Below are 23,603 nucleotides of genomic sequence, written 5' to 3'. Positions count from 1 at the left end.
GGGCGTCCGGCAGCGGGCCTGCGTCACTCCACCCAGTCGAGGGTGCGCTGCACCGCCTTGCGCCAGTTGTGCAGCTCCCTGTCGCGTAGCTCCGCCGCCATCGTCGACTCCCACTGCGCGTCGGAGCGCCACTGCGCGCGCAACGTGGCCAGGTCGGGCCAGAAGCCGACCGCCAGGCCCGCCGCGTACGCCGCGCCCAGGCATGTCGTCTCGGTGATCCGGGAGCGGACCACCGGCACGTCGAGCACGTCGGCGAGGAACTGCATGAGCAGGGCGTTGGCGGTCATCCCGCCGTCGACCCGGAGCCGGCGCAGCGCCACGTCTGAGTCGGCGTTCATCGCGTCGACCACCTCGCGGGTCTGCCACGCCGACGCCTCCAGCACCGCCCGCGCCAGGTGCCCCTTGGTGATGTAACCGGTCAGGCCGGCGATCACGCCCCGTGCGTCGCTGCGCCAGTGCGGAGCGAACAGTCCGGAGAACGCCGGCACCACGTAACAGCCGCCGTTGTCGTCGACGGTGCGGGCCAACTCCTCCACCTCTGCCGCTGTGGAGATCAAACCGAGGTTGTCCCGCAGCCACTGCACAAGCGACCCGGTGACGGCGATGGCGCCTTCGAGGGCGTACGCCGGCGGTTGGCCCTTGATCTGGTAGGCGACGGTGGTGAGCAGGCCGTGCGTCGACGGGACAGCTGTGGCGCCGGTGTTGAGCAGCAGGAAGCTGCCGGTGCCGTAGGTGCACTTCGCCTCGCCCGGCTGGAAGCACGTCTGACCGAACAACGCGGCCTGCTGGTCGCCGAGGGCGCTGGCCACCGGCACCCCGGCCAGGACGCCGGTGGCCGTGCCGTACACCTCGGCGGAGCAGCGGATCTCCGGCAGCATCGCCGCCGGCACACCGATCGCGTCCAGCAGCTCCGGGTCCCAGTCGAGCGTCGTGAGGTCCATCAGCATCGTCCGGCTGGCGTTTGTCACGTCGGTGACGTGCTCGCCGGTCAGCTTCCAGATCAACCAGCTGTCGATGGTGCCGAAGAGCACCTCGCCGCGCTCAGCGCGCTCGCGCAGGCCCTCGACCTCGTCGAGCAGCCAGCGCAGCTTCGGGCCGGCGAAGTAGGTGGCCAGCGGCAGACCCGTGCGAGATCGGAACCGCTCCTCGCCGTACGCCGAAGCTAGCTCGCGCAGCAGCGGCCCGGTGCGGGTGTCCTGCCAGACGATGGCGTTGGCCACCGGGCGGCCGGTGGCCCGGTCCCAGACGACTGTGGTCTCCCGCTGGTTGGTGATGCCGACGGCGGCCAGCCCGGCCGCGTCGGTGCCGGCGGCCCGCAGTGCCTCCGAGACCACCCGCTCGACGTTGTCCCAGATCTCCTCGGCGTCGTGCTCCACCCAGCCGGGCCGGGGGAAGATCTGCCGGTGCTCGCGCTGGGCCACCGCGACGATCTCACCGGCGGCGTCGAAGACGATGCACCGCGAGGAGGTGGTGCCCTGGTCGATGGCGGCGACGTACTGGGGGGTCACGGCAGCACCGTACCCAAAGCGGTGGCGCGGTGCGACAGGCGTCACGTCGGCCTGTACGTCGCCTACGATGTGCGAACGTGCGTGACATCGCAGTTTTCAGTGGAACCGCCCATCCCGAACTCGCCGCCGAGATCTGCTCCCACCTGGGGGTGCCGCTGCATCCGGTGCGGGTCTCCCGGTTCGCCAACGACTGCCTGGAAGTGCAGTTGCAGGCCAACTGCCGGGATCGGGACGTCTTCCTGATCCAGCCGTTGGTGCCGCCCGTGCAGGAGAACCTGGTCGAGCTGCTGCTGATGATCGACGCGGCGCGAGGTGCCTCCGCCGGTCGGATCACGGTGGTGCTGCCGCACTACGCGTACGCCCGCTCGGACAAGAAGGACGCGCCGCGGATCTCCATCGGCGCCCGGCTCGTCGCCGACCTGCTCACCTCGGCCGGCGCGGACCGGGTGCTCGCCATGACCCTGCACTCGCCGCAGGTGCACGGCTTCTTCAGCGTCCCCGTGGACCACCTGCACGCGCTGCGCGAGTTGGCCAAGCACTTCCGGCGGTACGACCTCAGCAACACAGTTGTGGTCTCGCCCGACCTGGGCAACGCCAAGGAGGCGGCGGCCTTCGCCCGGCTGCTCGGCACGCCAGTCGCGGCCGGAGCGAAGCAGCGGTTCAGCGACGACCTCGTGAAGATCAGCGCGGTGATCGGTGACGTCGCCGACAAGGACGTCATCGTGCTGGACGACGAGATCGCCAAGGGCAGCACTGTCGTCGAGTTGATGGAGCACCTGCGGGGCCTCAAGGTGCGCTCGATCCGGCTCGCCTGCACGCACGGACTCTTCTCCGGTGACGCGTTGCGGCGGCTCAGCGACCAGGACGGCGTACTGGAGATCGTCTGCACCAACACCGTCCCCATCCCGGCCGCCAAGCGGGTCCCCAAACTCCAGGTCCTCTCGGTGGCCCCCGCCCTGGCCGAGGCGATGCGCCGAATCCACAACGGCGAATCCGTCTCGGCCCTCTTCGCCTAACCCACCCTCGCCCTGCCCTGCCCCCGCCCCCGCCCTCCCTGCCCTCGCCCCCCCGCCCTCCCTGCCCCGCGATCTTGCACTTTCGGTCGCCGTAATGAGGTGATTTGGGCGCTTCGCCGGGACAGAAAGTGCAAGATCGCGGGGGCCGGGCTGGGCCGGGGCGGGGCGCGGGGAGGGCCGGGCCGGGGCGCGGGGGCCGGAAAGGCCGGGCCGGGGCGCGGGGACTGGTGGGGCTGTTAGCGGGGGGTGTGGTTGTTGGTGGTGACGGCGGTTGTTACGCGGACCGTGGTGCCGGCGGCGCTTGTCACGACCTCCATGGCGTCGGTCAGTTCGCGGGCCAGCCAGAGGCCCCAGCCGCCGGCGGTGTCGGGGGCCGGTCGGCTGCGGTCGCCGAGTCTCTGCGGGCTGATCCCGCGCCCTCGGTCGGTGACCTCGCAGACCAGTGAGCCCGACTCGCTCCAGAGTCGCAGCCAGCCGCGCCCGCCGCCGTGTCGCACCGCGTTGGTAATCAACTCGTTGATCGCGAGCACGAAGTCGTCAAGCCGCTGACCGGCGAGGCCGGCGGCGTGCGCACAGGAGGTGACCGAGTGTCGAATCTCGGTCACCTGGGCCTGGTCGAAGGCCTCGGTGATCAGGAGGGCAGGGTCGATGGGCACAACCGTACGCGGTGCGTGCGGATCTGCGTTCATCATGGCCCCGTCCCGACGGCGGATCCCGGAGTGTTTCGCGGCTTTTCAACCGTACGTCAGGGTTTCTCGGATCGCACTCTGTGCCTCTCACGCCGCTCGCGCGGCTGTGGCATCCTGACCGCCATGCCGTCGCCGCCGAGTGAGTTCGAGGTGCCGTTCTGGCGGGCGCTCACGGTGTTCCGGCTGGCGTCCCTGGCGTACGTCTGCGTGCTCGCGGTTCGTGACGTCGACAGGTACGCCCACCCGTTCGCGGTCGGTGCCCTGCTCCTGCTGATGATCGCGTGGACCGGGGCGACAATCGTCGCGTACGCCCGACCGGCCTGGCGTCGTTGGCCGCTGCTGCTGGCCGATCTCGGTGTGGTCATCGCGATCGTGCTGTCCACCCCCTGGGTCGTCGGGCGGGAGGCGCTCGGCAACGGCGTACCCACTCTGGGGGTGGCCTGGATGGCCGGCCCGGTGCTGGCCTGGGCTGTCTCCGGTGGCCGGCGGTGGGGCACGGTGGCCGCGCTGCTCGTCGCCGGCGCGGACCTTGCCACCCGCGAGCGGATCAGCCAGTCCTCGTTCACCGGGGTGATCCTGATGCTGCTCGCCGGTGTGGTGGTCGGGCACGTGGCTCGCCTCGCCGTGGCCGCCGAGGAGCGGCTGCAACGCGCGGTGGAGTTGGAGGCGGCCACGCGGGAGCGGGAACGGCTGGCCCGGGGCATCCACGACTCGGTGCTCCAGGTGCTGGCGCTTGTGCAGCGGCGCGGCGCGGACCTGCCCGGCGAGGCCGGCGACCTGGCCCGGCTGGCCGGCGAGCAGGAGGCCGCGCTGCGCGCCCTGATCTCCGGCACCACCCCTGTGGGTGCCGGCCGGCTGGACGACGCCGACGCGGTGGACCTGCGTGCCCTGCTCAGCCGGTACGCCTCGACGGCGGTGTCGCTGTCCGCGCCCGCCAGCGCGGTGCCGCTGCCCCGGCAGGTGGCCGGGGAGTTGGCCGCCGCGACAAGCGCGGCCCTGGACAACGTGGGACGTCACGCGGGCGGGCGGGCCTGGGTGCTGATCGAGGACGAGGGGGACACCGTGACCGTGTCGATCCGTGACGAGGGGCCGGGCATTCCGGACGGCCGACTGGCCGAGGCCGCCGACCAGGGACGGCTCGGGGTGACCCAGTCGATCCAGGGTCGGGTGGCCGACCTGGGCGGGACGGTGCGGATCATGTCGGCACCCGAGGCGGGCACCGAGATCGAGCTGACCGTGCCGAGGGCCCGACGGTGACGGCCTTGCGGGTGATGGTCGTCGACGACCATCCGATGTGGCGCGAAGGGGTGGCCCGGGATCTCACCGAGGCTGGTTTCCTGGTGGTGGCCACCAGCGGCGAGGGGCGGCAGGCGATCCGGGTCGCCGCCGCTGCCCGGCCCGACGTGGTCGTCCTCGACCTGCAACTACCTGACATCTCCGGTGTCGATGTGGTCCTCGGGCTGCGCGCCGCGCTCCCCGAGGTGCGGGTGCTGATGCTCAGCGCCAGCGGCGAGGAGCAGAGCGTGCTCGACGCCGTCAAGGCGGGGGCCACCGGCTACCTGGTGAAGTCGACGGCGCCCGCCGATTTCCTCGAAGCGGTGCGCCGAACCGCCGCCGGAGACCCGGTCTTCACACCTGGCCTGGCCGGGCTGGTCCTGGGGGAGTACCGCCGGCTGGCCGCCGTGCCGGGGCCGGGGGCCGGGCCGGCCGGTGGCGCGGAGCCCGGCGCGCCCCGGCTCACCGACCGGGAGACGGAGGTGCTGCGCCTGGTGGCAAAGGGGATGTCGTACAAGCAGATCGCGCAGCGGCTCGGCCTGTCCCACCGCACGGTGCAGAACCACGTGCAGAACACGCTGGGCAAGCTGCAACTGCACAACCGGGTGGAGCTGACCCGCTATGCCATCGAGCGGGGCCTGGACGGCTGAGCCCTCTCAGACCGAACGCGGCGGCTCCGTCTCGTGGATGGCCAGCTCCTCGGCCGTCGCACCGCCGCCGGCCGATCCGGCGTCGTACGCCACGGAGTCGGTCTCCTGGTTGGTGTGCGCCCCCTCGTCCGGTTGCACCAGACGACCCACGGTGGCGTCGGCGACAGTGCCGAGTTGGCCGTGGTCGTAGAGGGAGACCGGCGAGTTTGGGTCCGAGGTAGGCCCCGGGTCCATCACGTCGGCGTCCAGTTGGGCCTCCGCGGCGGCCGCCTCGTTGTCCGCCTCGAAGGCGATCTTCGGGTCGACCGGGCCGGCCAGCGGGTCGTCCACCGGGCGCTCGAAGCTCTCCCGCTGGAGCTTGTAGTCCAGCGACTCGCCGTCGAGCTGCTCCTCGGCGGTGGTTCCGAAGCGGTCCACCGCCACCGGGGTTCGGTCGCCGGGAATCTGGGCCGGCTCCGGGCCGTCCGCCTCGCGCCCGGTCAGCACGTCGTCGTTGGCGGTCGAGTCGTCGTCGGCGGTGTCGGGCAGCCCCTCCGCCTCGGTGTCGGACACGGGGGTCGGGTACTCGTTGTCGCGCATGCCTGATCACTACCCGCTGCCCTCCCGCCGTAACCGGAGCACCGGAGGTCATGCGGGAGTGAACCGGCCAGTGGGGGCGGAATCGCCGTCAGCCGAGCGCCGCAGCTTCGTCGTCCGGGTGCAGCACGCACCAGATGACCTTGCCGTCCGGCACCACGCTGGTGCCCCAGCGACGGGCCATCGTGTCGATCAACAGGAGGCCCCGACCTCCGGCACGCGTGGGCGGGGACAGGCCGGCGAACGATGGCCGCCGCGGGGAGTGGTCACGGACCGACAGTTGCAGGGTGCTGCCCTGCGGTGCCAGCCGGACGGTCATCACCGTCCGGGCGTGCGCCACCACGTTGTTGACCATCTCGGTGACCGCGATCTGCGCCGGTTCGGTGAGCGTCGGCATGCCCCAACGGCGGCAGCCGGTGGCGACCAACTCGCGGGCCAGCCGGGCGGCTTCCACGGTGGGGGTCAGTTCGACGGTAAGCACCGCCGCCAGCGGCATCGCGGCGAGGGCGGCCAGCGCGCCGTCCAGGGTGGGCCAGGCCGGGACGCCTGCCAACGCGGCGTCGGCACGACCGGGCCCGGAGACGGTGGGGTCGCAGAGCAACAGGTCCGCGGCGGGCCAGTCGGCGGCCTCCCGGCGGACCTGGGCGAAGACACCCCGACCGGGAGGTTGGTCGACCCGCAGCCCTGTCACGTCGACGACCACCGGGCCGGGTCGGTCGCAGAGCCGCGCGAGCAACGCGTCGCGGATCGTCGCGGCGGCGTCGGGGTCGAGTACGCCTGTCAACCGGACCACCGCCGACGACTCGTCGACCTCCACCCGGCAGCGCCCGACGGTGGGCGGCGCGGCGTCGGCGCGCGGAACGTCGAGGCGCGGTGCGTCCGGCCGGTCGATGGACGCCATCAGCGATCCAACCGGGAGCGGCGGTTCTTCGCCGCTATCGTGCCGACAGCCGTGCCGGCCGCGGCGAGGCCGAACGCCGCAGTCATCCGCACCAGGTGCCGCCGCCGGCCGTGCCAGCCACCGTCGCGGCTGGCCTGCGCGTCGGCGTGGAACACGTTGCCGCTGCTGTCCAGCCGGGCGCCCGGGCCGAACTGGGTGCGCTGGGCGTACCAGCCGAGGGTGCGCTCCACGAGCGCCGGCGCCAGCCGCCACTGAAGGCCGAACAACCGGGCGGCACCGCCGGCGTACGCCTCGCGGCGCGGGCGGCGCAGCAGCCGCACGATGGTCTCGGCGACGACTTCCGGCGGGTAGACCGGCGGGGGCGGTAGCAACTCCCGGCCGCTGTGGTTGGCCGCGTGCCGGAAGAACGGGGTGTCGATGGTGGCCGGCAGAACAGTGCAGACGGAGATCTGACCCCGGCCGGTGACCCGCAGTTCCTGCCGGACGGTGTCGGAGAGCCCTCGGATGCCGTGCTTGGAGGCGTTGTACGCCGACTGGTACGGCATGGCCACCTCGGCCAGCACGGAGGCGTTGTTGACAACCACCCCACCGCCGGCCGCGCCGAGGTACGGCAGCGCGGCCTTGATGCCGTGCACCGTACCGAGCAGGTTGACCTCCAGCACCCGACGGAACTCGGCGACCGGGATCTCGTCGAACAGGCCCACCGCGCTCACCGCGGCGTTATTCACCCAGGCGTCGATGCGCCCGAACTCGGCCACCGCCCGGTCGGCAAGCAGTTGCACCGACTCCAGATCGGTGACGTCGGTCGGCACCGCCAACGCCCGACCGCCCAGCTCCCGACAGCGCTGCGCCACCTGTCGCAGGGCCGGCTCACTGCGTGCGGCGAGCACGACGGCGGCCTTCCGACGGGCCAGCGCGTACGCGGTGGCGGCGCCGATCCCGCTGGAGGCACCCGTGATCACCACGGTCGAGTCGTCGAGGCTGCGGGTCAGCGGCATTCCTGATCGGTACCCCAGGCCGGGCCAGGCATACCACCGGCCTGCGGACGATCATCGGGGGAGCGGGATCTGGTGGGGCCGCGGCGGGCTGTTGTGGTTGCCGTGGCACGAGTTTCGGCACGCGTGGGTGCGGTGCTTCCCGATCTGCCAGGTTTCGGCTCCCGGCCCCCAGGTTAATGGGACGCTCTGACCGGACCGCCGAGGAGAAGATCGCAGGGAGGTGACCCATGCGCGTCGGCCTCGTCTGCGCGCACAGCAGTTCGTACCGGCACGCCGACGGCCCGCCGGTCGGCACCCAACAGCACATCGCGCGGGTCGCTGCCGAGTTGGCCGGCCGCGGCCACGATGTCCGGATCTACGAACGCCGGGACGACCCAGGGCTGCCGGTGACGGCGGACGTCGACGGCTACCGGGTGCACCGGGTGCCTTCCGGCCCGCCCACCCCGCTGGCCACCGCCGAGTTGATTCCGCACGTGACGGAGTTCGGGCGCTGGCTGGCCGACGAGTGGGGCGGCGCCTGGCGGCCCGAGGTGGTGCACGGGCACTACTGGATCGGCGGCCTGGCCGCCGCGCACGCCGTCCGGGAGACCGACATTCCGGTGGTGCAGACGTTCCACTCACTCGGCGTCGAGCAACTGCGTCACCTGGGCGGCCTGTACGACGGGCCGGGGCAGCGGATTCCGCTGGAGCGTGCGCTGACCCGCGCGGTGGACATCGCTGTCGCCCAGAGCAACGACGAGGTGGACGAGCTGACCCGGATGGGTCTGCAACGCAGCTCGGTGGCGATGGTGCCGGCCGGAATGGACACCGAGCAGTTCCACCCGGACGGTGAGGCGGCGCCGCGCGAGCAGCGGGCGCGGATCCTCTCCGTCGGTGGGCTCTCCCCGGGCCACGGTCAGGACGACCTGATCCGGGCGATGCGCCTCGTCGGCGACGCGGAGCTGGTGATCGCCGGTGGGCCGCCGGCCAGTCAACTGGCCAACCACGCGGAGGCGCGTCGGCTGCGCGAGCTGGCCGAGATGGCCGGGCTTGCGGACCAGGTGCGCCTGGTCGGGGCGGTGCCGCACGACCAGATGGCCACCTGGTACCGGTCGGCGGACGTGGTGGCCTGCACGCCGCACTACTCCTCCGCCGGGCGGGTCTCGCTGGAGGCGATGGCCTGCGGCGTGCCTGTGGTCGGTTACGCGATGGGCGGTCTGGCGGACGCCGTCGTCGACGAGGTCACCGGTCGCCTGGTGCCCCCCGGTGACGTGCGCACGCTCGGCGTCTCCCTGCGTCGGCTGCTCACCGACAACGCCGGCAGGTTCGCGTACGGCCACGCCGCCGTGGACCGGGTCCGCAGCAGCTACACGTGGGAGCGCACCGCCGGTGCGTTGGAGCGCCTCTACGAGCGGGTGGTCAGCCGCCGCAAGCCCGTCGAGGCCTGAGCGGTCGGTGCCGCTACCCCGGGCGTCAGCCGGGCCGGCTGACGCCCGCCGAGTCGCCGCGGTGCGTTTACCGGGCGGTGCTGCTGGGGCTCGGCGTACCGGGTCAGGCCGATCACGGAGGCCAGGGTGACAAGGAATCCGACGGCGGCAAGCCACTCCCGCCCCGGCCAGATCTTGTCGTTGAGCAGCAGCAGGCCGACGATCGCCGCGGGCACCGCACCGGCGGCGTCCATGGCGGCGACCGCGGCCGTCGTCGAGCCGCGCTGCATGGCCAGGCCGAGCAGCAGTTGGCCGACGATCGAGTGTGCGATCAACAGATAGAGCAGCGGGTCGGCGAGGAACGCCTCGGCGGACGGCGCGGACGCCAGTGGCCGAGCGGCGACAGCAGCCGAGCTGAACGCCAGCCCGGCCAGTGAGCCGAGGGCCACCGAACCAGGCGCACCGTGCAGCCGGACGGCGAAGAAGCCGAGCACCGCGATGACGCCGAGCGCCACGAGCAGGGCGATCGAGCCAGCGGTGCCGAGTTGCCGCGACGGCGCCGGCCTTGCCGACAGCACAAGCGCGGTGATCCCCGCGAAGAGCAGCGCCAGCAGCACCACCTCCGCCGCGGGCAGTCGCCACTTCAGCACCAGCACCCCGAGGATGGCTGTCACCCCGAGCCCGGCGGCCACGCTCGCCTGCACCAGGAACAGCGGCAGGTCCCGCCGGGCCAGGAACGCGAGCACGAAACCGCCGATCTGGAAGACCAGGCCGACCAGGTACGTCCGGTGCCCGGCCAGGCGCAACAGCAGGCCCGGATCGAATGTGTGATGGACCGTTGTGCGGGCCGCAGCCACCGACTGGAGAAGGTTGGCGAAGCCGTACGCGACGATCATCGCCGCGAGAAAACACCAGCCGGAGGAGACCACTTGGCGAGGATAGAGGTTGCCGAGTGTCAGCGCTCGGCTGGTCGATCCAGCCGGGCGAGGATGTCGGCGTGCAGCACACCGTTTGTGGCTACCACGCTGCTCTCGGTGCCGGGCGCGCCGGCCGGGGCCTGTCGACCTGCCAGATCCGTGATCGTGCCACCCGCCTCGGTGACGATCGGCACCAGCGCCGCCACGTCCCACAAGGACAGTTCCGGCTCCACCATCACGTCCAGCGCACCCTCGGCCAGCAGCATGTAGCCGTAGAAGTCGCCGTACGCCCGGCTGCGCCAACTGGCCCGCATCACGTCGAGCATCGCGTCGAGCCGCCCGGCGCGCTCCCACCCGGTAAGGGACGAGTAGCAGAAGCTGGCGTCGGCGATCCGCTGGACCGCCGAGACGCTGATCCGCTCGCCGGCGGCGGGGCCCGGCCCGGCGTACGCGCCCCCGCCCGCGCTCGCCCACCAGCGCCGGCCCAGCGCCGGGGCGGACACCACACCGACCGCCGGCCGGTCGCCGTCGTAGAGCGCGATCAGGGTGGCCCACACCGGCACGCCGCGGACGAAGTTCTTGGTGCCGTCGATCGGGTCGACGATCCACCGGCGACCGTCCGCATCGGCGGCCGGCGTCGCGCCGTACTCCTCGCCGAGCAGTCCGTCGCCCGGCCGGTGCTCGGCCAGCAGCGCGCGGATCTCCCGCTCCACGGCGGTGTCCGCGTCGGAGACCGGCGTGAGGTCCGGCTTGGCCTCCACCCGGAGGTCGAGCGCGCGGAACCGGGCCGTGGCGACGGCATCGGCCCGGTCGGCGAGCAGGTGGGCGAGGTCGAGGTCGTCGGCGTACCCGGTCATTCCGGCAACCTAGCCGATGCCCGGCGGCTCACTCGTCCGGCCCGCGTCGGTCGCCCTCGCCGGGCCCGCGCTGGTCGGCGTCGCCGCGCGAGTCGCCATCGCCGGCCCGGGAGGCGAGCAACCGGCGGTACGAGGCCAGCCGGCGCGCGTCGGCCTTGCCGGCGGACACCCAGGCGTCCAGCCCACACTCGGCCTCGTCGGCCGTGTGGGGGCAGTTCGGTGGGCAGTCGACCGTGCCCTCGACCAGGTCGGGGAAGCCGTGCAGCAGGCTGTCGGCGGAGACGTGCGCCAACCCGAAGCTGCGGATGCCGGGGGTGTCGATGATCCAGCCCGGGTCGGAGTCGACGCCCGGCACCGGTGGCAGCCGCAGCGCCACAGCGCTCGTGGAGGTGTGCCGGCCGCGACCGATCGCGCTGACCACCCCGACCGCGCGGGCGGCGTCCGGGACGAGGCGGTTGACGAGTGTCGATTTGCCCACCCCGGAGTGCCCGACCAGCACCGACACCCGGCCGCTGAGCAGGGCGCGCAGCGCGGCCAGGTCGGCGTCGGGGCGGTTCAGCACGTACGGCAGCTCCAGCTCGGCGTAGTAGCCCAGCACCTCCTCCGGCCCGGCCAGGTCGGCCTTGGTGAGGCAGAGCAGCGGCTCGACGTCCGCGTCGTACGCGGCTACCAGGCAACGGTCGATGAACCCGGTACGCGGCGGCGGGTCGGCCAACGCGCTGACGATCACCAGTTGGTCGGCGTTGGCGACCACTACCCGTTCCAGCCGGCCCTCGGCGGTGGTCTCGTCGTCGTCGGCGGTGCGACGCAGCACCGAGCGACGCTCGGCGATCCGGACGATCCGGGCGAGAGCGCCCTCTGCGCCGGAGGTGTCGCCGACCAGGCTGACCCGGTCGCCCACCACCACCGACTTGCGGCCCAGCTCACGGGCCCGCATCGCGGTGATCGTGGGCAGCTCGGCACCGGCCACGCCGTGCTCGGCGCCGGCCAGCACACAGGTGTAGCGACCCCTGTCGACGGCGATCACGAAGCCGTCCACGGCGTCGGCGTGCTGAGGTCGGGTGCGCGTACGCGGACGCGACGACTTCCCGGGCCGCACCCGTACGTCGTCCTCGTCGTACTCCCGCCGTTTGGTCGCCAGGACGTGTCCTCTTCTCGCCTCAGTTCTTGCCGGTCACCATCGCTGACCATAGTGCCGGGAACTCCGGCATGGTCTTGGAGGTACACCCGACGTCGTCGACCTCGATGCCCGGCACGGCGAGACCGGCCACCGCGGCGGCGTGCGCCATCCGGTGGTCCTGGTAGGTGTGGAAGACGCCGCCGCGCAGCGGCCGGGGCCGGATCGCCAGCCCGTCCGGTGCCTCGGTGACGTCCGCGCCGAGCGCGGCGAACTCCTGCGCCAGCGCGGCGAGGCGGTCGGTTTCGTGGCCGCGGATGTGCCCGACGCCCGTGAAGACCGACGGCGAGTCGGCGAGCATGGCCAGCGCGGTAAGCACCGGGGTCAGCTCGCTGACGTCGGACAGGTCGGCGTTCAGGCCGTGCACCACCCCTGTGCCCCGGACGGTAAGCCCGTTGGTGCTGAGGATGACCTCGCCGCCCATCCGGTGCAGCAGCGAGCGGAGCTGCTCGAGCGGCTGAGCGCTGTTGTGCGGCCAACCCTGGAGGGTGACCTCGCCGCCGGTGACCAGGGCGGCGGCGAAGAACGGCACCGCGCCGGAGAGGTCTGGCTCGATCTCCCAGCCGCGCCCGGCGAGCGGGCCGGGCTCGACGGTCCACACGTCGGGTGTGGTGTCGTCGACGGCCGCGCCGGCGGCTCGCAGCATCTGCACAGTCATCCGCAGGTGCGGCGCGGAGGGCACGGGCGGGCCGACGTGGCGCACCACGAGGCCCCTGTCGAAGCGGGGGGCGGCCAGCAGCAGACCGGAGACCAACTGGCTGGACGCGGACGCGTCGATCACCACCTCGCCGCCGGTGACACCACCGGTGCCCTGCACGGTGAGCGGCAGGCTGCCCGTGCCGGTGACGTCGATCCGGACACCAAGCGAGCGCAGCGCCTCGATCAGCGGACCGAGCGGCCGGGTGCGGGCATGCGGGTCACCGTCGAAGGTGACCTGCCCGTCGGCCAGCCCCGCCACCGGCGGCACGAAGCGCATCACCGTGCCGGCCAGCCCCACATCCACGTGCGCCGGCCCGGTCAGCGGGTGCGGCCGGACCAGCCAGCGCTCGTCGTCGCTCATCGACACGTACGTGCCCATGGCGCGCAGGCCGGCCGCCATCAACTCGGTGTCCCGGGCGCGCAGCGGCCCGGCCAACGTCGATGGGCCGGCGGCCAGCGCGCTGAGCACCAGGGCACGCGCGGTGAGCGACTTGGAGCCAGGTAGGCGCAGCGTGGCCGCCACCGGGTCGGACGCGGTCGGTGCGCTCCACGGCTGCGGTGGCCGGGTCGCTCTCAGGTTCCCCACGGTCACATTCTGCCGTGTCTGCCGGTCGACGGCACCGACCGGTTGTCGAACTCCCGGTTGGCGGGACAGCCGGCGGGCCATCGACAGGCTAGCGTTTGGCGCATGTGCGGCAGGTACGCGACGACCCGTGGCTCCGGTGAGCTGAGCGCGTTGTTCGAGTCGTCCGACGACACCGACGGCCGGGTCCGGCCGGATCACAATGTCGCGCCCACCGATCCGGTCCCGCTGGTCCGGATGACCGCCGAAGGGCACCGCAGCCTCTGCGTGGGCCGCTGGGGTTTTCTGCCGCACTGGTCCCGGTCCGCGGCCGGCGCGGCCCGCATGATCAACGCGCGGGCCGAGACGGTGGCGAGCAGCCGGGCTTACGCTCGGGCGTTCGCCCGCCGCCGCTGCCTGGTCCCGGCCGATGGCTGGTACGAGTGGGTCCGGCTGCCCGAGGGCGGGCGCCAGGCGTATTACATGACCCCCGCCGACGGCTCGGTGCTCGCCCTGGCCGGCATCTGGTCGGTGTGGGAGTCCGGGGCCGATTCCCGGCTCACCTTCAGCGTGCTGACCACCGCGGCGCTCGGCGAGTTGGCCGAGGTGCACGACCGGATGCCGGTGCTGCTGCCGCCCGGGCAATGGTCGTCGTGGCTGGCGTCGAGCGACGAGCCGGAGCGGCTGCTCGCTCCGCCGTCGGCCGACCTGCTGGCCGGGCTGGAGATCCGTCCGGTCGGGCCGGCGGTGGGTGACGTCCGCAACGACGGGCCCGGGTTGACGGCCCGGGTGCCTGTCGCCTCGACGATCACGCCGCAGGAGCTGACGCTGTTCTGAGGCCGGCCCATATCGTCGGGTGACGATTTCGCAGGTTACCGAGCAGTTCGTTACCTGTTTGTTCAGTCAGGTTCCCGGCATCTACTTGTCCCGGTGTCCAAAAGTGCGATACAACACAGCGCCGGTAGTGGCTGTCGATTCGCACGGGGCGGACGACATCCACCGATCTTGCCGGTCCCACGGGGGAGGTGGGTGGAATGACACGGGCGCGTATGCCACGCCCGCATGAGGTGGCCGCGGCGCGACAGGATCCGCGACTGCTGCGGGCCTTGCGGGAACGACGACAAGACGAAGCGTGGCGCACCAGAGGGACATGCCAGAGTGTGGATCCGGAGACGTTCTTTCCGGCGCCAAACGAGCCGGCGGACGCCGCCGTCGCACTCTGTCGTAGCTGCGATGTGCAGGGGTCCTGCCTGGCGTGGGCACTGGAGGTGGGTGACTGCCACGGAGTCTGGGGTGCCACCACGCCCCGCGAACGGCGGGCGATGCTTGTCGCCTGGCGGGGCGAGGTCGAGCCGGATCCGGCCGCCTTCGACGACGCCGGTCCGCCAGTGCGGGACCGTCTGCTAACCCTGGTGCCGCTGAGCTGACCCACCGGAACGAACCGATCCCGGTGACTGGCCGGGGCGGCGCAGAATGGGTCGGTGCTGCCCAACGAAGAGATCAACACCCCGCGCGGTCCGGCGCGAATCGACACCGACCTGCCGGCCGGGCTGGCTGCTGCCCTGCTGGTGCTCGGGCACGGCGCGGGCGGCAGCGTGGACGCGCCCGATCTGCTCGCGGTTCGGGACGCGGCGGTCGCGGCCGGTCTGGCGGTGGTTCGGGTGACCCAGCCCTACCGGGTCGGCGGTCGGCGTGCGCCGGCCCCCGCCGGGCACCTCGACGAGGGGTGGACGGCGGTGCTCGCCGCGCTGCGCGATCGGCACGCCGACGTGCCGACGCTGCTTGTCGGCGGTCGGTCCAGTGGCGCTCGGGTGGCCTGTCGAACGGCTCGTGCGGTGGGCGCGGCCGGCGTACTCGCGCTGGCCTTCCCGCTGCACCCGCCCGGCCGACCGGAACGCTCTCGGGCCGCCGAACTGGCCACCGGGCTGCCGACGCTTGTGGTCAACGGCGACCGGGACCCGTTCGGGGTGCCGGAGCCGGGGCCCGCCGTGCAGGTGGTGACCCGGCCGGGTGAGACACACGACCTGCGGCGGGACCCGGGCGGCACCGCTGTCGTGGTGCGGGACTGGCTGCGCGCACACGGCTGGACGGCCGACTGAGCCGGCCGGCTGTGCGGGCCGGCTGTGCCAGCCGGCTGCATCGGCCGTGTCCGGTGCCGGGCGCGATTCGTTGCATCCGATGGTGCCGCCGGCCCGGTTCGGGCGGGTGACACCAGTCCTCCCAGGCCCTTCCTGGTCCCAGCGCCGGCCGTCGCCGGGGCCGGGACCAGGAACGGGAGAGCGGGATGGAATGCCTCACCCGTCATCTCGCGTTACAACCCCCGGGACGACTTTGCGAGGGGGTGACCGGTGCCAACCGAGACACGAAGCCTGGAACGGGACGAGCGGGACGCCAAGCAGCTGAAGCGGCTGCTGGATGCTCCGGACTGGCCCGCGGCAGCGGGACCGGGCGGTGTGGGTGCGGTGAGCACGGGCACACCAGCCGGAAGTGAATCTGCGGGCAGGTCTGTGCGCGTATCCTCGGCGGGAAAGCATCCGACGCGAGGGGATGTGCGGTTGACCACCGAGAAGACGGACGAGCGCAGGGCCCGGTTCGAACGGGACGCGATGCCATTCGTCGATCAGCTCTACGCTGCTGGGCTGCGCATGACGCGCAACCCGGCGGATGCCGAAGACCTGGTCCAGGAGACCTACCTGAAGGCGTACGCGGCCTTCCACCAGTTCGAGCAGGGCACGAACCTGAAGGCCTGGCTCTACCGGATCCTGACCAACACCTACATCAACTCCTACCGCAAGCGGCAGCGCCAACCGATCCAGGCGCCCACCGAGGAGATCACCGACTGGCAGCTCGCCGAAGCCGAGTCGCACACCTCCAGCGGTCTGCGTTCAGCCGAGACCGAGGCACTGGACCGGCTGCCGGACAGCGACGTCAAGGAGGCCCTCCAGCAACTGCCGGAGGAGTTCCGCCTGGCCGTCTACCTGACCGACGTCGAGGGCTTCTCGTACAAGGAGGTCGCCGACATCATGGGCACGCCGATCGGCACCGTGATGTCGCGACTGCACCGGGGCCGTCGTAATCTGCGCAAGCTGCTCGAGCAGTACGCCGCGGAGCGGGGCTTCAGCCCGGCCCGGTCCGCGAAGGGCTCGACCGCCGCCGCTGCCGGCCGGGAGGTGTGACGTGAGCTGTGGAAAACCCCACGAGACGGACTGCCGCGAGGTGCTCGCGGAGGTCTACCTCTACCTGGATCTGGAGTGCGCCGACGAGCGGCGCCTGCTGATCCGGCACCACCTCGACGAGTGCGGGCCGTGCCTGCGCGAGTACGGGCTCGAGCAGGAGGTACGGGCGCTTGTCGCTCGGTGCTGCGGCAACGAGACCGCACCGGATCAACTGCGTGAGCGGCTGCGCGTGAAGCTCACCGAGCTTGTGGTCTTCGAGACCAGCGACTCGCGCGAACTGGCCGACTGAGCAACTAACGGACACAAACCGGTGGCCCGGGTCGATGTCGACCCGGGCCACCGGTGCATCCGGCTTGCGCCGGTGCGGGCTGACCGTTGACGGGTCGTCGACCCGTCGGCACGTTCAGGAGTTGGGACGCTTGCCGTGGTTCGCCGCGCTCTTCTTCCGGGCCTTCTTCTTCCGGGACTTCTTCGCCATGCTGACCTCCTCGTGATGGGTCGGATCCGTGCTGCGTGCGGCCTCGCGCCGGTGCATCCACCGGCCGCCCGGCGGCGGGTCCGACCCGCTGATGGTAGTGCGGTCGACCTCCGGGGCCTTCCCCCGGGGCCGTCCCGTCATGCCTGCCGCGCCGCTCGACACCCACGCCCGACCCTCGCGTGATTGGATACGTCGGCAGGCACATCGCGAAAAGGAGGGCCGTGGACATGGCCGAGGAGATCCGCGCCGAGATGGTGGCGAACGTCTGGAAGGTCGTCGCGTCGACGGGTGACACGGTGTCCGAGGGCGACACCCTGGTGATCCTCGAGTCGATGAAGATGGAGATCCCCGTCATCGCCGAGTCCGACGGTGTGGTCCAGCAGCTCGCCGTCAACGAGGGCGACGTCGTGCAGGACGGCGACCTCATCGCGGTGATCAGTTGACCGGCCTGCGGGTCCGGCCCGCCGAGGCGTCCGACTTCCCGGCGGTGGCCCGGCTGACCGTGGCCGCGTACGAGGCGGACGGGCAGCTCAAGGGCGAGCACGGGTACGAGGCGACGCTGGCCGACGTGTCGACCCGGGCGGGCAGCGGCGAGGTGCTGGTCGCCGTCGACGAGGTGACCGGTGTGGTGCTCGGCTCGGTGACGTTCGTGCTGCCGGGGACCCGCTTTGCCGAGTTGTCCGGGCCGGGCGAGGCGGAATTCCGCATGCTCGCCGTCGACCCGGGTGCCCAGGGCCGGGGCGTCGGCGCGGCACTGGCTCAGGCGTGCGTCGACCGCGCGGCCGAGTTGGGCTGCAGGGCGGTCGTGATCTGCGTGCGCGCCGGGCTTGCCGTCTCGGCGCACCGGCTCTACGAGCGGCTGGGGTTCGTCCGGATGCCCGAGAAGGACTGGTCGCCAGCGCCCGGGGTCGACCTGCTCGGCCTGCGCCTCGACCTGCGCAACGCCTAAACCAATGCCGTCGCGGCTGACCGCCTGATTCTGATCTGGTGCCGTCGCGTTCGCTGACGTGCGTGGCCGGCGGGCGGCGACGCCTGTCAGGCCGGGGGGCGTCGGCGAGGATCGCGGCCTGGGTTGGTCGCCCGGTCAGTGTTGCGTGTCGCCCGTCGGGGCCGCGCCCGTGTCCTGATCGCCGATTCTGGCGAGCAGTTCGTCGGCCACCTCCAGCGCGATCCGACGGCGTTCGTCGTCGGTGATGCCCGGCGTCCGTACCGCGAACCAGCTGCTGTGCACCGCGAACAGTGACAACGTGGCGCGCAGTTGGGCGGTGGGGGAGTCGTCGCCCCGGCAGAGCGCATAGGCCAACTGCATCATCCGGCTGCGCATCTGCTGGCCGGCGACGAGGCTCTTGAGCACTGTCTGGTTCTGCTCGAAGAACCGCATCACCGACGGCTGCTCGCCACCGAACATCGAGTCCGCGTACCGGGAGATCAGCGTGCGCCGGGTGTCGAGGTTCGCCGGCTGATCGTCGGCCCACGCGATCAGCGCGTCCATCCGCTCCAGCCGCTCCTCGACGAAGCTGGCGACGATGTCGTCCTTGCTCTTGAAGTGGTAATAGAGCGCTGCCTTGGTGACGCCGAGCCGCTCGGCGATCTCGCGCAGCGACGTCTTCTCGTACCCCTGCTCGGTGAAGAGCTCCAGCGCGACGGCCTTGATCCGCTCCCGGGTGCCGCCTGTGCTCTCCCTCACCACGTCTCCAATTCGCTTGACCGGCAGTTGCTGCCCAACTTACCGTCCGGCTAGTAAGGTAACTAGCCGGTCGGCAAGTAAGTAGTGAAAGTTCTTCGGGGGAGCTTACCCATGACTCAGGTGACGCAGGCCAGCGCGCGACCCAACGTGCGGGTCGTCCTCTTTGGACTGATGATCGCGATGATGCTCGCGATGCTCGACAATATGATCGTCAGCACCGCGCTCCCGAGGATCGTCGGCGAGTTCGGCGGCCTCAACCACTTCACCTGGGTTGTCACCGCGTACGTCCTGGGCACCACCGTCTCCACCCCGATCTGGGGCAAGCTCGGTGACCTGTACGGCCGTAAGTCGGTCTTCCTGACCTCGGTCGGCATCTTCCTGCTCGGCTCCGCCCTCTGCGGCATGGCCGGCTCCGCGATGCTGGGCGGCCCGCAGGACGGCATGGTGCAGCTCATCGCGTTCCGGGCCGTGCAGGGCCTCGGCGCCGGCGGTCTCATGGTCGGCGTGATGGCGATCATCGGCGACCTGGTCCCGCCCCGCGAGCGCGGGCGCTACCAGGGCATGATCGCCGGCATCATGGCCATCGCCATGGTCGCCGGCCCGCTGGTCGGTGGCTTCATCACCGATCACCTCTCCTGGCGCTGGGCGTTCTACGTGAACCTGCCGCTGGGCGGCGTCGCGCTGCTCCTGCTGATCACCACGATGCACCTGCCGAAGTACCGCACCGAGCACCGGATCGACTGGCTCGGCGCCGGGCTGCTCTCAGTAGGCATCACCGCGATCGTGCTGATCACCACCTGGGGTGGCAACGAGTACGACTGGACCTCACCGCAGATCCTCGCCCTGGCAGTGCTGGGTCTGGTGGCGCTCGTGGCGTTCGGCCTGGTCGAGCGCAAGGTGTCCGAGCCGATCCTCCCGTTGGCGCTCTTCGCCAACCGCAACTTCGCGCTGATCTCGCTGATCGGCTTCCTGCTGGGGTTCGCGATGTTCGGCGCGATGAACTTCCTGCCGCTCTACCAGCAGACGGTGCAGGGCGCCTCGGCGACCAACAGTGGCCTGCTGTTGCTGCCGCTGATGTTCGGCATGCTCGTCGTCTCACTGGTCATCGGGCGGGCGATCACCAAGACCGGCAAGTACAGGGCGTACCCGATCATCGGTGGTGTCGTGATGACCGCGGGCATGGGGCTGCTCGCCATGCTCGACACCAACACCAGCAAGTTGCAGTCCTCGCTGTACATGATCGTGCTGGGTGCCGGCATGGGCTTCCTCATGCAGACCTCGATGCTCATCGCGCAGAACAGCGTGGAGCAGAAGGACCTCGGCGCGGCCAGCGGCGCGGCGACCTTCTTCCGGTCGATCGGCGGCTCGTTCGGCATCTCGCTGTTCGGCGCGATCTTCGCCAATCGGCTCGCCGACTCCGCCGGAGGCGCGGCCTTCGGTGGCGAGGGCGGCGGCGGCATGGACCTCGCCAAGCTCAAGGAGCTGCCCGCCCAGGCGCGTGAGATGGTCCTCGATGGCCTCGCCGGCGCGATCTCGCACGTGTTCCTCTGGGCGGTGCTGTTCACCATCGTGATCCCGGTGCTCGCCTGGTTCATCAAGGAGATCCCGCTGCGTACCGCCAACGAGGCGCCGCCGCAGGCCACTCCCGAGGAAGAGGCCGAGGTCGCCCTGGGCAAGGCCCCAGTCGCCTAACCCAACCCACCCCGGCCCCAGAAGCGCCGCGCCGCCCTCCCAGGCCGGCGCGGCGCGCCCCTTCCCCTACCCCGCCCCCGCCCCCGCCCCCGCCGTACCCGTCCGCACTTCGCCCCACCCTCCCCGCGATCTTGCACTTTCTGCCCCGACATAAGTTCACAACCCGGACTAAACGGCGACCGAAAGTGCAAGATCGCGGGAGCCGGGAGCGGGAGCGGGAGCGGGGAGCGGGGAGCGGGGAGCGGGGAGCGGGGAGGGTCGCGAGGGGTGGGAGTTAGCGGTGGCGGCGGGGGGAGATCAGGCGTTGCCAGAGGCGGCGTAGCGGGTTGCGGGGGCGGGGGAGTTGGGGGGACTGGTTGCCGATCAGGCTGGTGGCCAGCGACGCCGTCGCGGCGTCCAGCTCCGGGGCGGCCAGCGCCAGGTGGGCCAGCGAGACGGCGATCGGGACCGGCCGGGCCTGTGCCACGGCGGCCGCGTCGGCGAGTCGTTCCGCCACCGCCCGCGCCACGTCCGGGCGTACTGAGGGGTCCACCCAGGCTGCGGTGACCAGGGCGAACATCGCGGCCTCGGTGACCCAGTCCTCCACGCCCCAGACCAGGTCGAGCAGCACCCGGCGCCGGGTCGACTCGTCCCACGGCTCGTCGGTGCGGTGGTGCAGCAGCCCGAGGCAGGCCCAAACCTGCACGCCGCGTACCCAGATCGACGGATCCTGGGCGGCAAGCAGCCGGCCGAGCGCGTTGGCTGGTGCCGCCGGCGGGTGCACCAGCAGCCCGAGCAGGTCACCCAGGTCAAGCCCGGCCAGGCCTACCGCCGCGTCGTAGGCGGCCGGCGGGTGCGGCCACGCCGGATGGGCCAACTGCCCGATGCGTTCGACTGCCGCCGCCGAGGGTGCGGGCAGGGCTGGCGTCGGTACGTTCTCGGCGAAGTGCCACAGCCGCTGGGCGGACGCCCGCCGGGGTTCGCGCGGGTCGGGCTCGGGCGTGCCGGCCACCTCGATCCGCAGTCCGGGTGCCACCGACGTGGCGGTCCGCAGGGCGCTCGGTGGGGCCGCCGCCGTGAGGCGTACGGCGCTGCCGAGGCCGTTGTCGTCGTCGGCGACGGCTTGGCGCAGCGCGTCGACGAGCGGGCCGCCGGCCGGCGTCAACTGCCCGAGCCAGGGGCGGCCCCGGCAGCACTGGGCCAGGTCGCCGTGCTCGTGGCTGTCGTCCGGGTGGTCACGGATGAAGTCGGCGAGCGCGACCAGGTGGGCCAGGTCGCCGTCGCGCAGGTGCCGCAGGCGGTGGGCCGTGTGCACCGCGCAGTCGAACGACGGGTCGCGGGCCAGTGCCCGCTCGGTCCACTCCAGCGCGTCGTCGAGCCGGCCGGTGTCGGCCAGGGTGCCCGCTATGTCGGCGTAGATGGCCAGGTCGGCGGGGTCCAGTTCGACGGCCCGGTAGAGGGCCGAGAGGGCGTCGCGGGTTCGGCCCGCGCTGCGGTACGCGTACCCGAGCCAGACCTCGCCCATTTTCGACGGCTGGAACCGTACCCCTCGGCTGGCCCAGCGGATCGCCAGCGGGACCTCGCCGAGTCGCCGGGCCAGCGCGGACGCCGCGCCCAGCAGCAGGCCGTGTTCGGGGTGGACGGTGGCCGCGTTGCGGGCAAGCGTGAGGTACGGCGTGAGCGCGCCCCGGCCGGCCCGGGGCACCGGGTCGGGCAGTGCGGCGCAGACCTGCATGAGGACCCGGGCGATGTGCTCCGGCTCCAGCCGCTCGACCAGCTCGGACGCGGTCACCCAGGGCACACCGGCCCACTCTGTGCCCGGTGCGTGGCCGGTCGCCGCGGCGAGCAGCTCCAACCCTTCGGCGGGGCGACCGGAGGCGGCCAGCAGGTGGGCGCGGGCCACGACCGCACCGACGAAGGTGTGGTGGGTGATCGGGAAGAGGTCGAGCCCGCCGCCGCCGGCCGCGGCGAGGCGGGCCAGTGTCTCGTGCACCTCTGGCAGCGTGGGTGCCCGTGCCAGGGCGCTGGCGAGGTGGTCGGCGGCATGGCGCAGGTCGCCCTCGTCGAGTGCCAGCCGGGCGAGGGCCAGCTCCTCCGTCGCGGAGAGCGCGGGGTCATCCCTTCCCTCTGGCACGTCGTCCTCTCGTCGCAGCGGCACAGCTGCCCCAGCGTAGTTGATGTTGCAATCTTTAGGTGATCAACTGCGCATTGCTGCTCGATCGGTTGCTGCGATCGAAGCAAACGTGCAAGGCTGAGCAGGAAACGCGCGGCAACCGCGCATGAGGGGAGTGTTCGTGACACGTGCAGGGGCCGGGATGGCCGCCGACATCGACGAGCAGCCGGACGGCTACGCCCGCCTGCTCTCCACCGCCAACGCCGGGTCGATCGCCCGGGTTGCGGCGGCCGTCGCCGAGCGCCGGCCGCGCCACGTGGTCTTCACCGCCCGGGGCACCTCCGACCACGCGGCCCTCTACGGGGCGTACCTGACCGAGATCCGGCTCGGCCTGCCCGCCGGGCTCGCGTCGCCGAGCGCTGTCACCCTGTTCGGCGCCCGCCCCGACCTGTCCGACGCGCTCGTCGTCGGCGTCAGCCAGAGCGGCGGCTCACCTGATCTGGGCGAGGTGTTGCGCGCCGCGCGTGCCTCCGGCGCGCTCACCCTCGCGGTGACCAACGCCCCCGGGTCCCCGTTGGCCGAGGCGGCCGAGCTGAGTATCGACATCGCCGCCGGGCACGAGCGGGCGGTGGCCGCCACCAAGACGTACACCGCCGAGTTGCTCGCCCTGCTGATGCTCGTGGAGGGCATCCGGGCCGGCGACGGTGTGCTCCCGGCGGCCGAGCGGGAGGCGCTCGCCGCGCTGCCCGAACTGGCCGCCCGGACCCTCGCCGACGAGACGCCGGCCCAGCTCGCACCGCGCTACCGGTTCGCGCAGCAACTGGTCACCACCGGGCGGGGGTACGCCTACCCGACCGCCCGGGAGGCCGCGCTCAAGCTGATGGAGACGTCGTACCTGCCGGCGCTCGCCTTCTCCGGCGCCGACCTGCTGCACGGCCCGCTCGCGATGACCGACCCGGAGGTCCCGGTGCTCGCCGTGGTCGGGTCCGGCCCGGGTGGCCGCTCGATGGGTGAGGTGCTGCCCCGCCTCGGTGAGCGCCGCGCGGACGTGGTGGTGGTCGGCTCCGCCGACGTGCCGGGTGCCACCCGACTCGCCGTCCCCGAGGTCGACGAGCGGTACGCGCCGTTGCTGGACATCCTGCCGTTGCAGCGACTGGCGCTGGCGTTGGCGCTGAGCCGGGGCGAGGATCCGGACTCGCCGCGCGGGTTGAAGAAGGTCACCGCGACGATGTGAGGCGCGGCGTGGC

Annotated in this window: 25 protein-coding genes; 13 read left to right on the top strand and 12 right to left on the bottom strand. The window is 72.2% G+C overall.

Annotation, left to right across the window (positions count from 1 at the left end; genetic code table 11):
* Positions 1–23: 23 nt before the first annotated feature.
* Positions 24–1,508 (bottom strand): glycerol kinase GlpK, encoded by a 1,485-nt coding sequence (glpK, locus tag ACFY2Q_RS15610; RefSeq protein ID WP_387130656.1) that lies wholly within the window; start codon positions 1,506–1,508, stop codon positions 24–26.
* 77 nt (positions 1,509–1,585) lie between these two features.
* Here glpK and ACFY2Q_RS15605 point away from each other — a divergent pair, with 77 nt between their 5' ends.
* Positions 1,586–2,524, top strand: coding sequence for a ribose-phosphate diphosphokinase (locus ACFY2Q_RS15605; RefSeq protein ID WP_387130655.1), 939 nt, complete (start codon positions 1,586–1,588; stop codon positions 2,522–2,524).
* Between the two features lie 236 nt (positions 2,525–2,760).
* On the opposite strand, the gene ACFY2Q_RS15600 is transcribed toward ACFY2Q_RS15605, so the two are convergent.
* Positions 2,761–3,216, bottom strand: a complete 456-nt coding sequence (locus tag ACFY2Q_RS15600) for an ATP-binding protein (RefSeq protein ID WP_387130654.1) — start codon at positions 3,214–3,216, stop codon at positions 2,761–2,763.
* 120 nt (positions 3,217–3,336) lie between these two features.
* Between ACFY2Q_RS15600 and macS the strand changes: the two genes are divergently transcribed.
* Together macS and ACFY2Q_RS15590 are read left to right on the top strand one after the other, a co-directional pair.
* Positions 3,337–4,470: a MacS family sensor histidine kinase gene (macS, locus tag ACFY2Q_RS15595; RefSeq protein ID WP_387130651.1), complete on the top strand. Its 1,134-nt coding sequence runs from the start codon at positions 3,337–3,339 to the stop codon at positions 4,468–4,470.
* Between the two features lie 14 nt (positions 4,471–4,484).
* Positions 4,485–5,138 carry a response regulator gene (locus tag ACFY2Q_RS15590; RefSeq protein WP_387130940.1) on the top strand — a complete coding sequence of 218 codons (654 nt, stop codon included), beginning with the start codon at positions 4,485–4,487 and terminating at the stop codon, positions 5,136–5,138.
* Positions 5,139–5,144: 6 nt separating this feature from the next.
* Here ACFY2Q_RS15590 and ACFY2Q_RS15585 read toward each other — a convergent pair whose 3' ends face one another.
* The 3 genes from ACFY2Q_RS15585 to ACFY2Q_RS15575 form a co-directional block, all read right to left on the bottom strand.
* Entirely contained in the window at positions 5,145–5,717 is a 573-nt protein-coding gene (locus tag ACFY2Q_RS15585; RefSeq protein WP_357486472.1) for a DUF5709 domain-containing protein, read from the bottom strand.
* An 88-nt stretch (positions 5,718–5,805) separates the two neighbouring features.
* Complete coding sequence (locus ACFY2Q_RS15580) at positions 5,806–6,615, bottom strand: ATP-binding protein (RefSeq protein WP_387130649.1); 810 nt, start codon at positions 6,613–6,615, stop codon at positions 5,806–5,808.
* The gene (locus tag ACFY2Q_RS15575) at positions 6,615–7,613 is read right to left on the bottom strand and encodes an SDR family oxidoreductase (protein ID WP_387130647.1); all 999 of its coding nucleotides are present in this window, start codon (positions 7,611–7,613) and stop codon (positions 6,615–6,617) included. The genes ACFY2Q_RS15580 and ACFY2Q_RS15575 overlap by 1 nt, the downstream gene beginning before the upstream one ends.
* Before the next feature lie 227 nt (positions 7,614–7,840).
* Between ACFY2Q_RS15575 and ACFY2Q_RS15570 the strand changes: the two genes are divergently transcribed.
* Complete coding sequence (locus ACFY2Q_RS15570; protein WP_387130645.1) at positions 7,841–9,040, top strand: glycosyltransferase; 1,200 nt, start codon at positions 7,841–7,843, stop codon at positions 9,038–9,040.
* On the opposite strand, the gene ACFY2Q_RS15565 is transcribed toward ACFY2Q_RS15570, so the two are convergent.
* From ACFY2Q_RS15565 to aroA, 4 genes are all read right to left on the bottom strand, one after another.
* The gene (locus ACFY2Q_RS15565; protein ID WP_387130939.1) at positions 8,998–9,915 is read right to left on the bottom strand and encodes a hypothetical protein; all 918 of its coding nucleotides are present in this window, start codon (positions 9,913–9,915) and stop codon (positions 8,998–9,000) included. The two genes, ACFY2Q_RS15570 and ACFY2Q_RS15565, sit on opposite strands and share 43 nt — an antisense overlap.
* 59 nt (positions 9,916–9,974) lie before the next feature.
* Positions 9,975–10,793: a histidinol-phosphatase gene (hisN, locus tag ACFY2Q_RS15560; protein ID WP_387130644.1), complete on the bottom strand. Its 819-nt coding sequence runs from the start codon at positions 10,791–10,793 to the stop codon at positions 9,975–9,977.
* A gap of 28 nt (positions 10,794–10,821) precedes the next feature.
* Positions 10,822–11,832 (bottom strand): ribosome small subunit-dependent GTPase A, encoded by a 1,011-nt coding sequence (rsgA, locus tag ACFY2Q_RS15555; protein ID WP_387130643.1) that lies wholly within the window; start codon positions 11,830–11,832, stop codon positions 10,822–10,824.
* 121 nt (positions 11,833–11,953) lie between these two features.
* Positions 11,954–13,255, bottom strand: a complete 1,302-nt coding sequence (gene aroA, locus ACFY2Q_RS15550; RefSeq protein ID WP_387130641.1) for a 3-phosphoshikimate 1-carboxyvinyltransferase — start codon at positions 13,253–13,255, stop codon at positions 11,954–11,956.
* A 102-nt stretch (positions 13,256–13,357) separates the two neighbouring features.
* Here aroA and ACFY2Q_RS15545 point away from each other — a divergent pair, with 102 nt between their 5' ends.
* The 5 genes from ACFY2Q_RS15545 to rsrA all read left to right on the top strand — a co-directional run bounded on the left by ACFY2Q_RS15545 (position 13,358) and on the right by rsrA (position 16,696).
* Positions 13,358–14,068: an SOS response-associated peptidase gene (locus ACFY2Q_RS15545; protein WP_387130640.1), complete on the top strand. Its 711-nt coding sequence runs from the start codon at positions 13,358–13,360 to the stop codon at positions 14,066–14,068.
* Positions 14,069–14,265: 197 nt separating this feature from the next.
* Positions 14,266–14,658 (top strand): WhiB family transcriptional regulator, encoded by a 393-nt coding sequence (locus ACFY2Q_RS15540; protein ID WP_387130638.1) that lies wholly within the window; start codon positions 14,266–14,268, stop codon positions 14,656–14,658.
* A gap of 54 nt (positions 14,659–14,712) precedes the next feature.
* Complete coding sequence (locus ACFY2Q_RS15535; RefSeq protein ID WP_387130635.1) at positions 14,713–15,330, top strand: alpha/beta family hydrolase; 618 nt, start codon at positions 14,713–14,715, stop codon at positions 15,328–15,330.
* Positions 15,331–15,579: 249 nt separating this feature from the next.
* Positions 15,580–16,407 carry a sigma-70 family RNA polymerase sigma factor gene (locus tag ACFY2Q_RS15530; protein ID WP_387130632.1) on the top strand — a complete coding sequence of 276 codons (828 nt, stop codon included), beginning with the start codon at positions 15,580–15,582 and terminating at the stop codon, positions 16,405–16,407.
* A 1-nt stretch (position 16,408) separates the two neighbouring features.
* On the top strand, positions 16,409–16,696 hold the full coding sequence (rsrA, locus tag ACFY2Q_RS15525) for a mycothiol system anti-sigma-R factor (protein ID WP_387130630.1): 288 nt from the start codon (positions 16,409–16,411) through the stop codon (positions 16,694–16,696).
* 114 nt (positions 16,697–16,810) lie between these two features.
* On the opposite strand, the gene ACFY2Q_RS15520 is transcribed toward rsrA, so the two are convergent.
* Complete coding sequence (locus tag ACFY2Q_RS15520; RefSeq protein ID WP_369814844.1) at positions 16,811–16,885, bottom strand: 50S ribosomal protein bL37; 75 nt, start codon at positions 16,883–16,885, stop codon at positions 16,811–16,813.
* A 221-nt stretch (positions 16,886–17,106) separates the two neighbouring features.
* On the opposite strand from ACFY2Q_RS15520, the gene ACFY2Q_RS15515 reads away from it, so the two are divergent.
* Entirely contained in the window at positions 17,107–17,328 is a 222-nt protein-coding gene (locus ACFY2Q_RS15515) for a biotin/lipoyl-binding carrier protein (RefSeq protein ID WP_387130628.1), read from the top strand.
* Positions 17,325–17,834: a GNAT family N-acetyltransferase gene (locus tag ACFY2Q_RS15510; RefSeq protein ID WP_387130626.1), complete on the top strand. Its 510-nt coding sequence runs from the start codon at positions 17,325–17,327 to the stop codon at positions 17,832–17,834. Before ACFY2Q_RS15515 ends, ACFY2Q_RS15510 begins: the two co-directional genes overlap by 4 nt.
* Before the next feature lie 135 nt (positions 17,835–17,969).
* Here the strand turns inward: ACFY2Q_RS15510 and ACFY2Q_RS15505 are convergent, their stop codons facing one another.
* A complete protein-coding gene (locus ACFY2Q_RS15505; RefSeq protein WP_387130624.1) occupies positions 17,970–18,572 on the bottom strand; it encodes a TetR/AcrR family transcriptional regulator in 603 nt (200 codons plus the stop codon).
* A gap of 111 nt (positions 18,573–18,683) precedes the next feature.
* Here ACFY2Q_RS15505 and ACFY2Q_RS15500 point away from each other — a divergent pair, with 111 nt between their 5' ends.
* Positions 18,684–20,264 carry an MDR family MFS transporter gene (locus ACFY2Q_RS15500; RefSeq protein ID WP_387130621.1) on the top strand — a complete coding sequence of 527 codons (1,581 nt, stop codon included), beginning with the start codon at positions 18,684–18,686 and terminating at the stop codon, positions 20,262–20,264.
* Between the two features lie 274 nt (positions 20,265–20,538).
* On the opposite strand, the gene ACFY2Q_RS15495 is transcribed toward ACFY2Q_RS15500, so the two are convergent.
* On the bottom strand, positions 20,539–22,377 hold the full coding sequence (locus tag ACFY2Q_RS15495) for a tetratricopeptide repeat protein (RefSeq protein WP_387130619.1): 1,839 nt from the start codon (positions 22,375–22,377) through the stop codon (positions 20,539–20,541).
* A 181-nt stretch (positions 22,378–22,558) separates the two neighbouring features.
* On the opposite strand from ACFY2Q_RS15495, the gene ACFY2Q_RS15490 reads away from it, so the two are divergent.
* A complete protein-coding gene (locus tag ACFY2Q_RS15490; protein WP_387130938.1) occupies positions 22,559–23,590 on the top strand; it encodes an SIS domain-containing protein in 1,032 nt (343 codons plus the stop codon).
* Positions 23,591–23,603 lie beyond the last annotated feature (13 nt).

The sequence above is a fragment of the Micromonospora sp. NPDC000316 genome, from assembly GCF_042898885.1.
Lineage (GTDB): Bacteria > Actinomycetota > Actinomycetes > Mycobacteriales > Micromonosporaceae > Micromonospora.
Note: the sequence above shows the minus strand (reverse complement) of the source record. Positions and strands in the feature narration are given on the sequence as shown.

Excerpts from the sequence above, each read along its gene's own strand:
- ACFY2Q_RS15565 (WP_387130939.1), bottom strand. The coding sequence starts at position 9,915 with ATGATCGTCGCGTACGGCTTCGCCAACCTTCTCCAGTCGGTGGCTGCG.
- ACFY2Q_RS15600 (WP_387130654.1), bottom strand. The coding sequence starts at position 3,216 with ATGATGAACGCAGATCCGCACGCACCGCGTACGGTTGTGCCCATCGAC.
- ACFY2Q_RS15540 (WP_387130638.1), top strand. The coding sequence starts at position 14,266 with ATGACACGGGCGCGTATGCCACGCCCGCATGAGGTGGCCGCGGCGCGA.
- ACFY2Q_RS15575 (WP_387130647.1), bottom strand. The coding sequence starts at position 7,613 with ATGCCGCTGACCCGCAGCCTCGACGACTCGACCGTGGTGATCACGGGT.
- ACFY2Q_RS15500 (WP_387130621.1), top strand. The coding sequence starts at position 18,684 with ATGACTCAGGTGACGCAGGCCAGCGCGCGACCCAACGTGCGGGTCGTC.
- ACFY2Q_RS15585 (WP_357486472.1), bottom strand. The coding sequence starts at position 5,717 with ATGCGCGACAACGAGTACCCGACCCCCGTGTCCGACACCGAGGCGGAG.
- hisN (WP_387130644.1), bottom strand. The coding sequence starts at position 10,793 with ATGACCGGGTACGCCGACGACCTCGACCTCGCCCACCTGCTCGCCGAC.
- ACFY2Q_RS15580 (WP_387130649.1), bottom strand. The coding sequence starts at position 6,615 with ATGGCGTCCATCGACCGGCCGGACGCACCGCGCCTCGACGTTCCGCGC.
- ACFY2Q_RS15590 (WP_387130940.1), top strand. The coding sequence starts at position 4,485 with ATGGTCGTCGACGACCATCCGATGTGGCGCGAAGGGGTGGCCCGGGAT.
- ACFY2Q_RS15570 (WP_387130645.1), top strand. The coding sequence starts at position 7,841 with ATGCGCGTCGGCCTCGTCTGCGCGCACAGCAGTTCGTACCGGCACGCC.
- macS (WP_387130651.1), top strand. The coding sequence starts at position 3,337 with ATGCCGTCGCCGCCGAGTGAGTTCGAGGTGCCGTTCTGGCGGGCGCTC.
- ACFY2Q_RS15545 (WP_387130640.1), top strand. The coding sequence starts at position 13,358 with ATGTGCGGCAGGTACGCGACGACCCGTGGCTCCGGTGAGCTGAGCGCG.
- ACFY2Q_RS15490 (WP_387130938.1), top strand. The coding sequence starts at position 22,559 with ATGGCCGCCGACATCGACGAGCAGCCGGACGGCTACGCCCGCCTGCTC.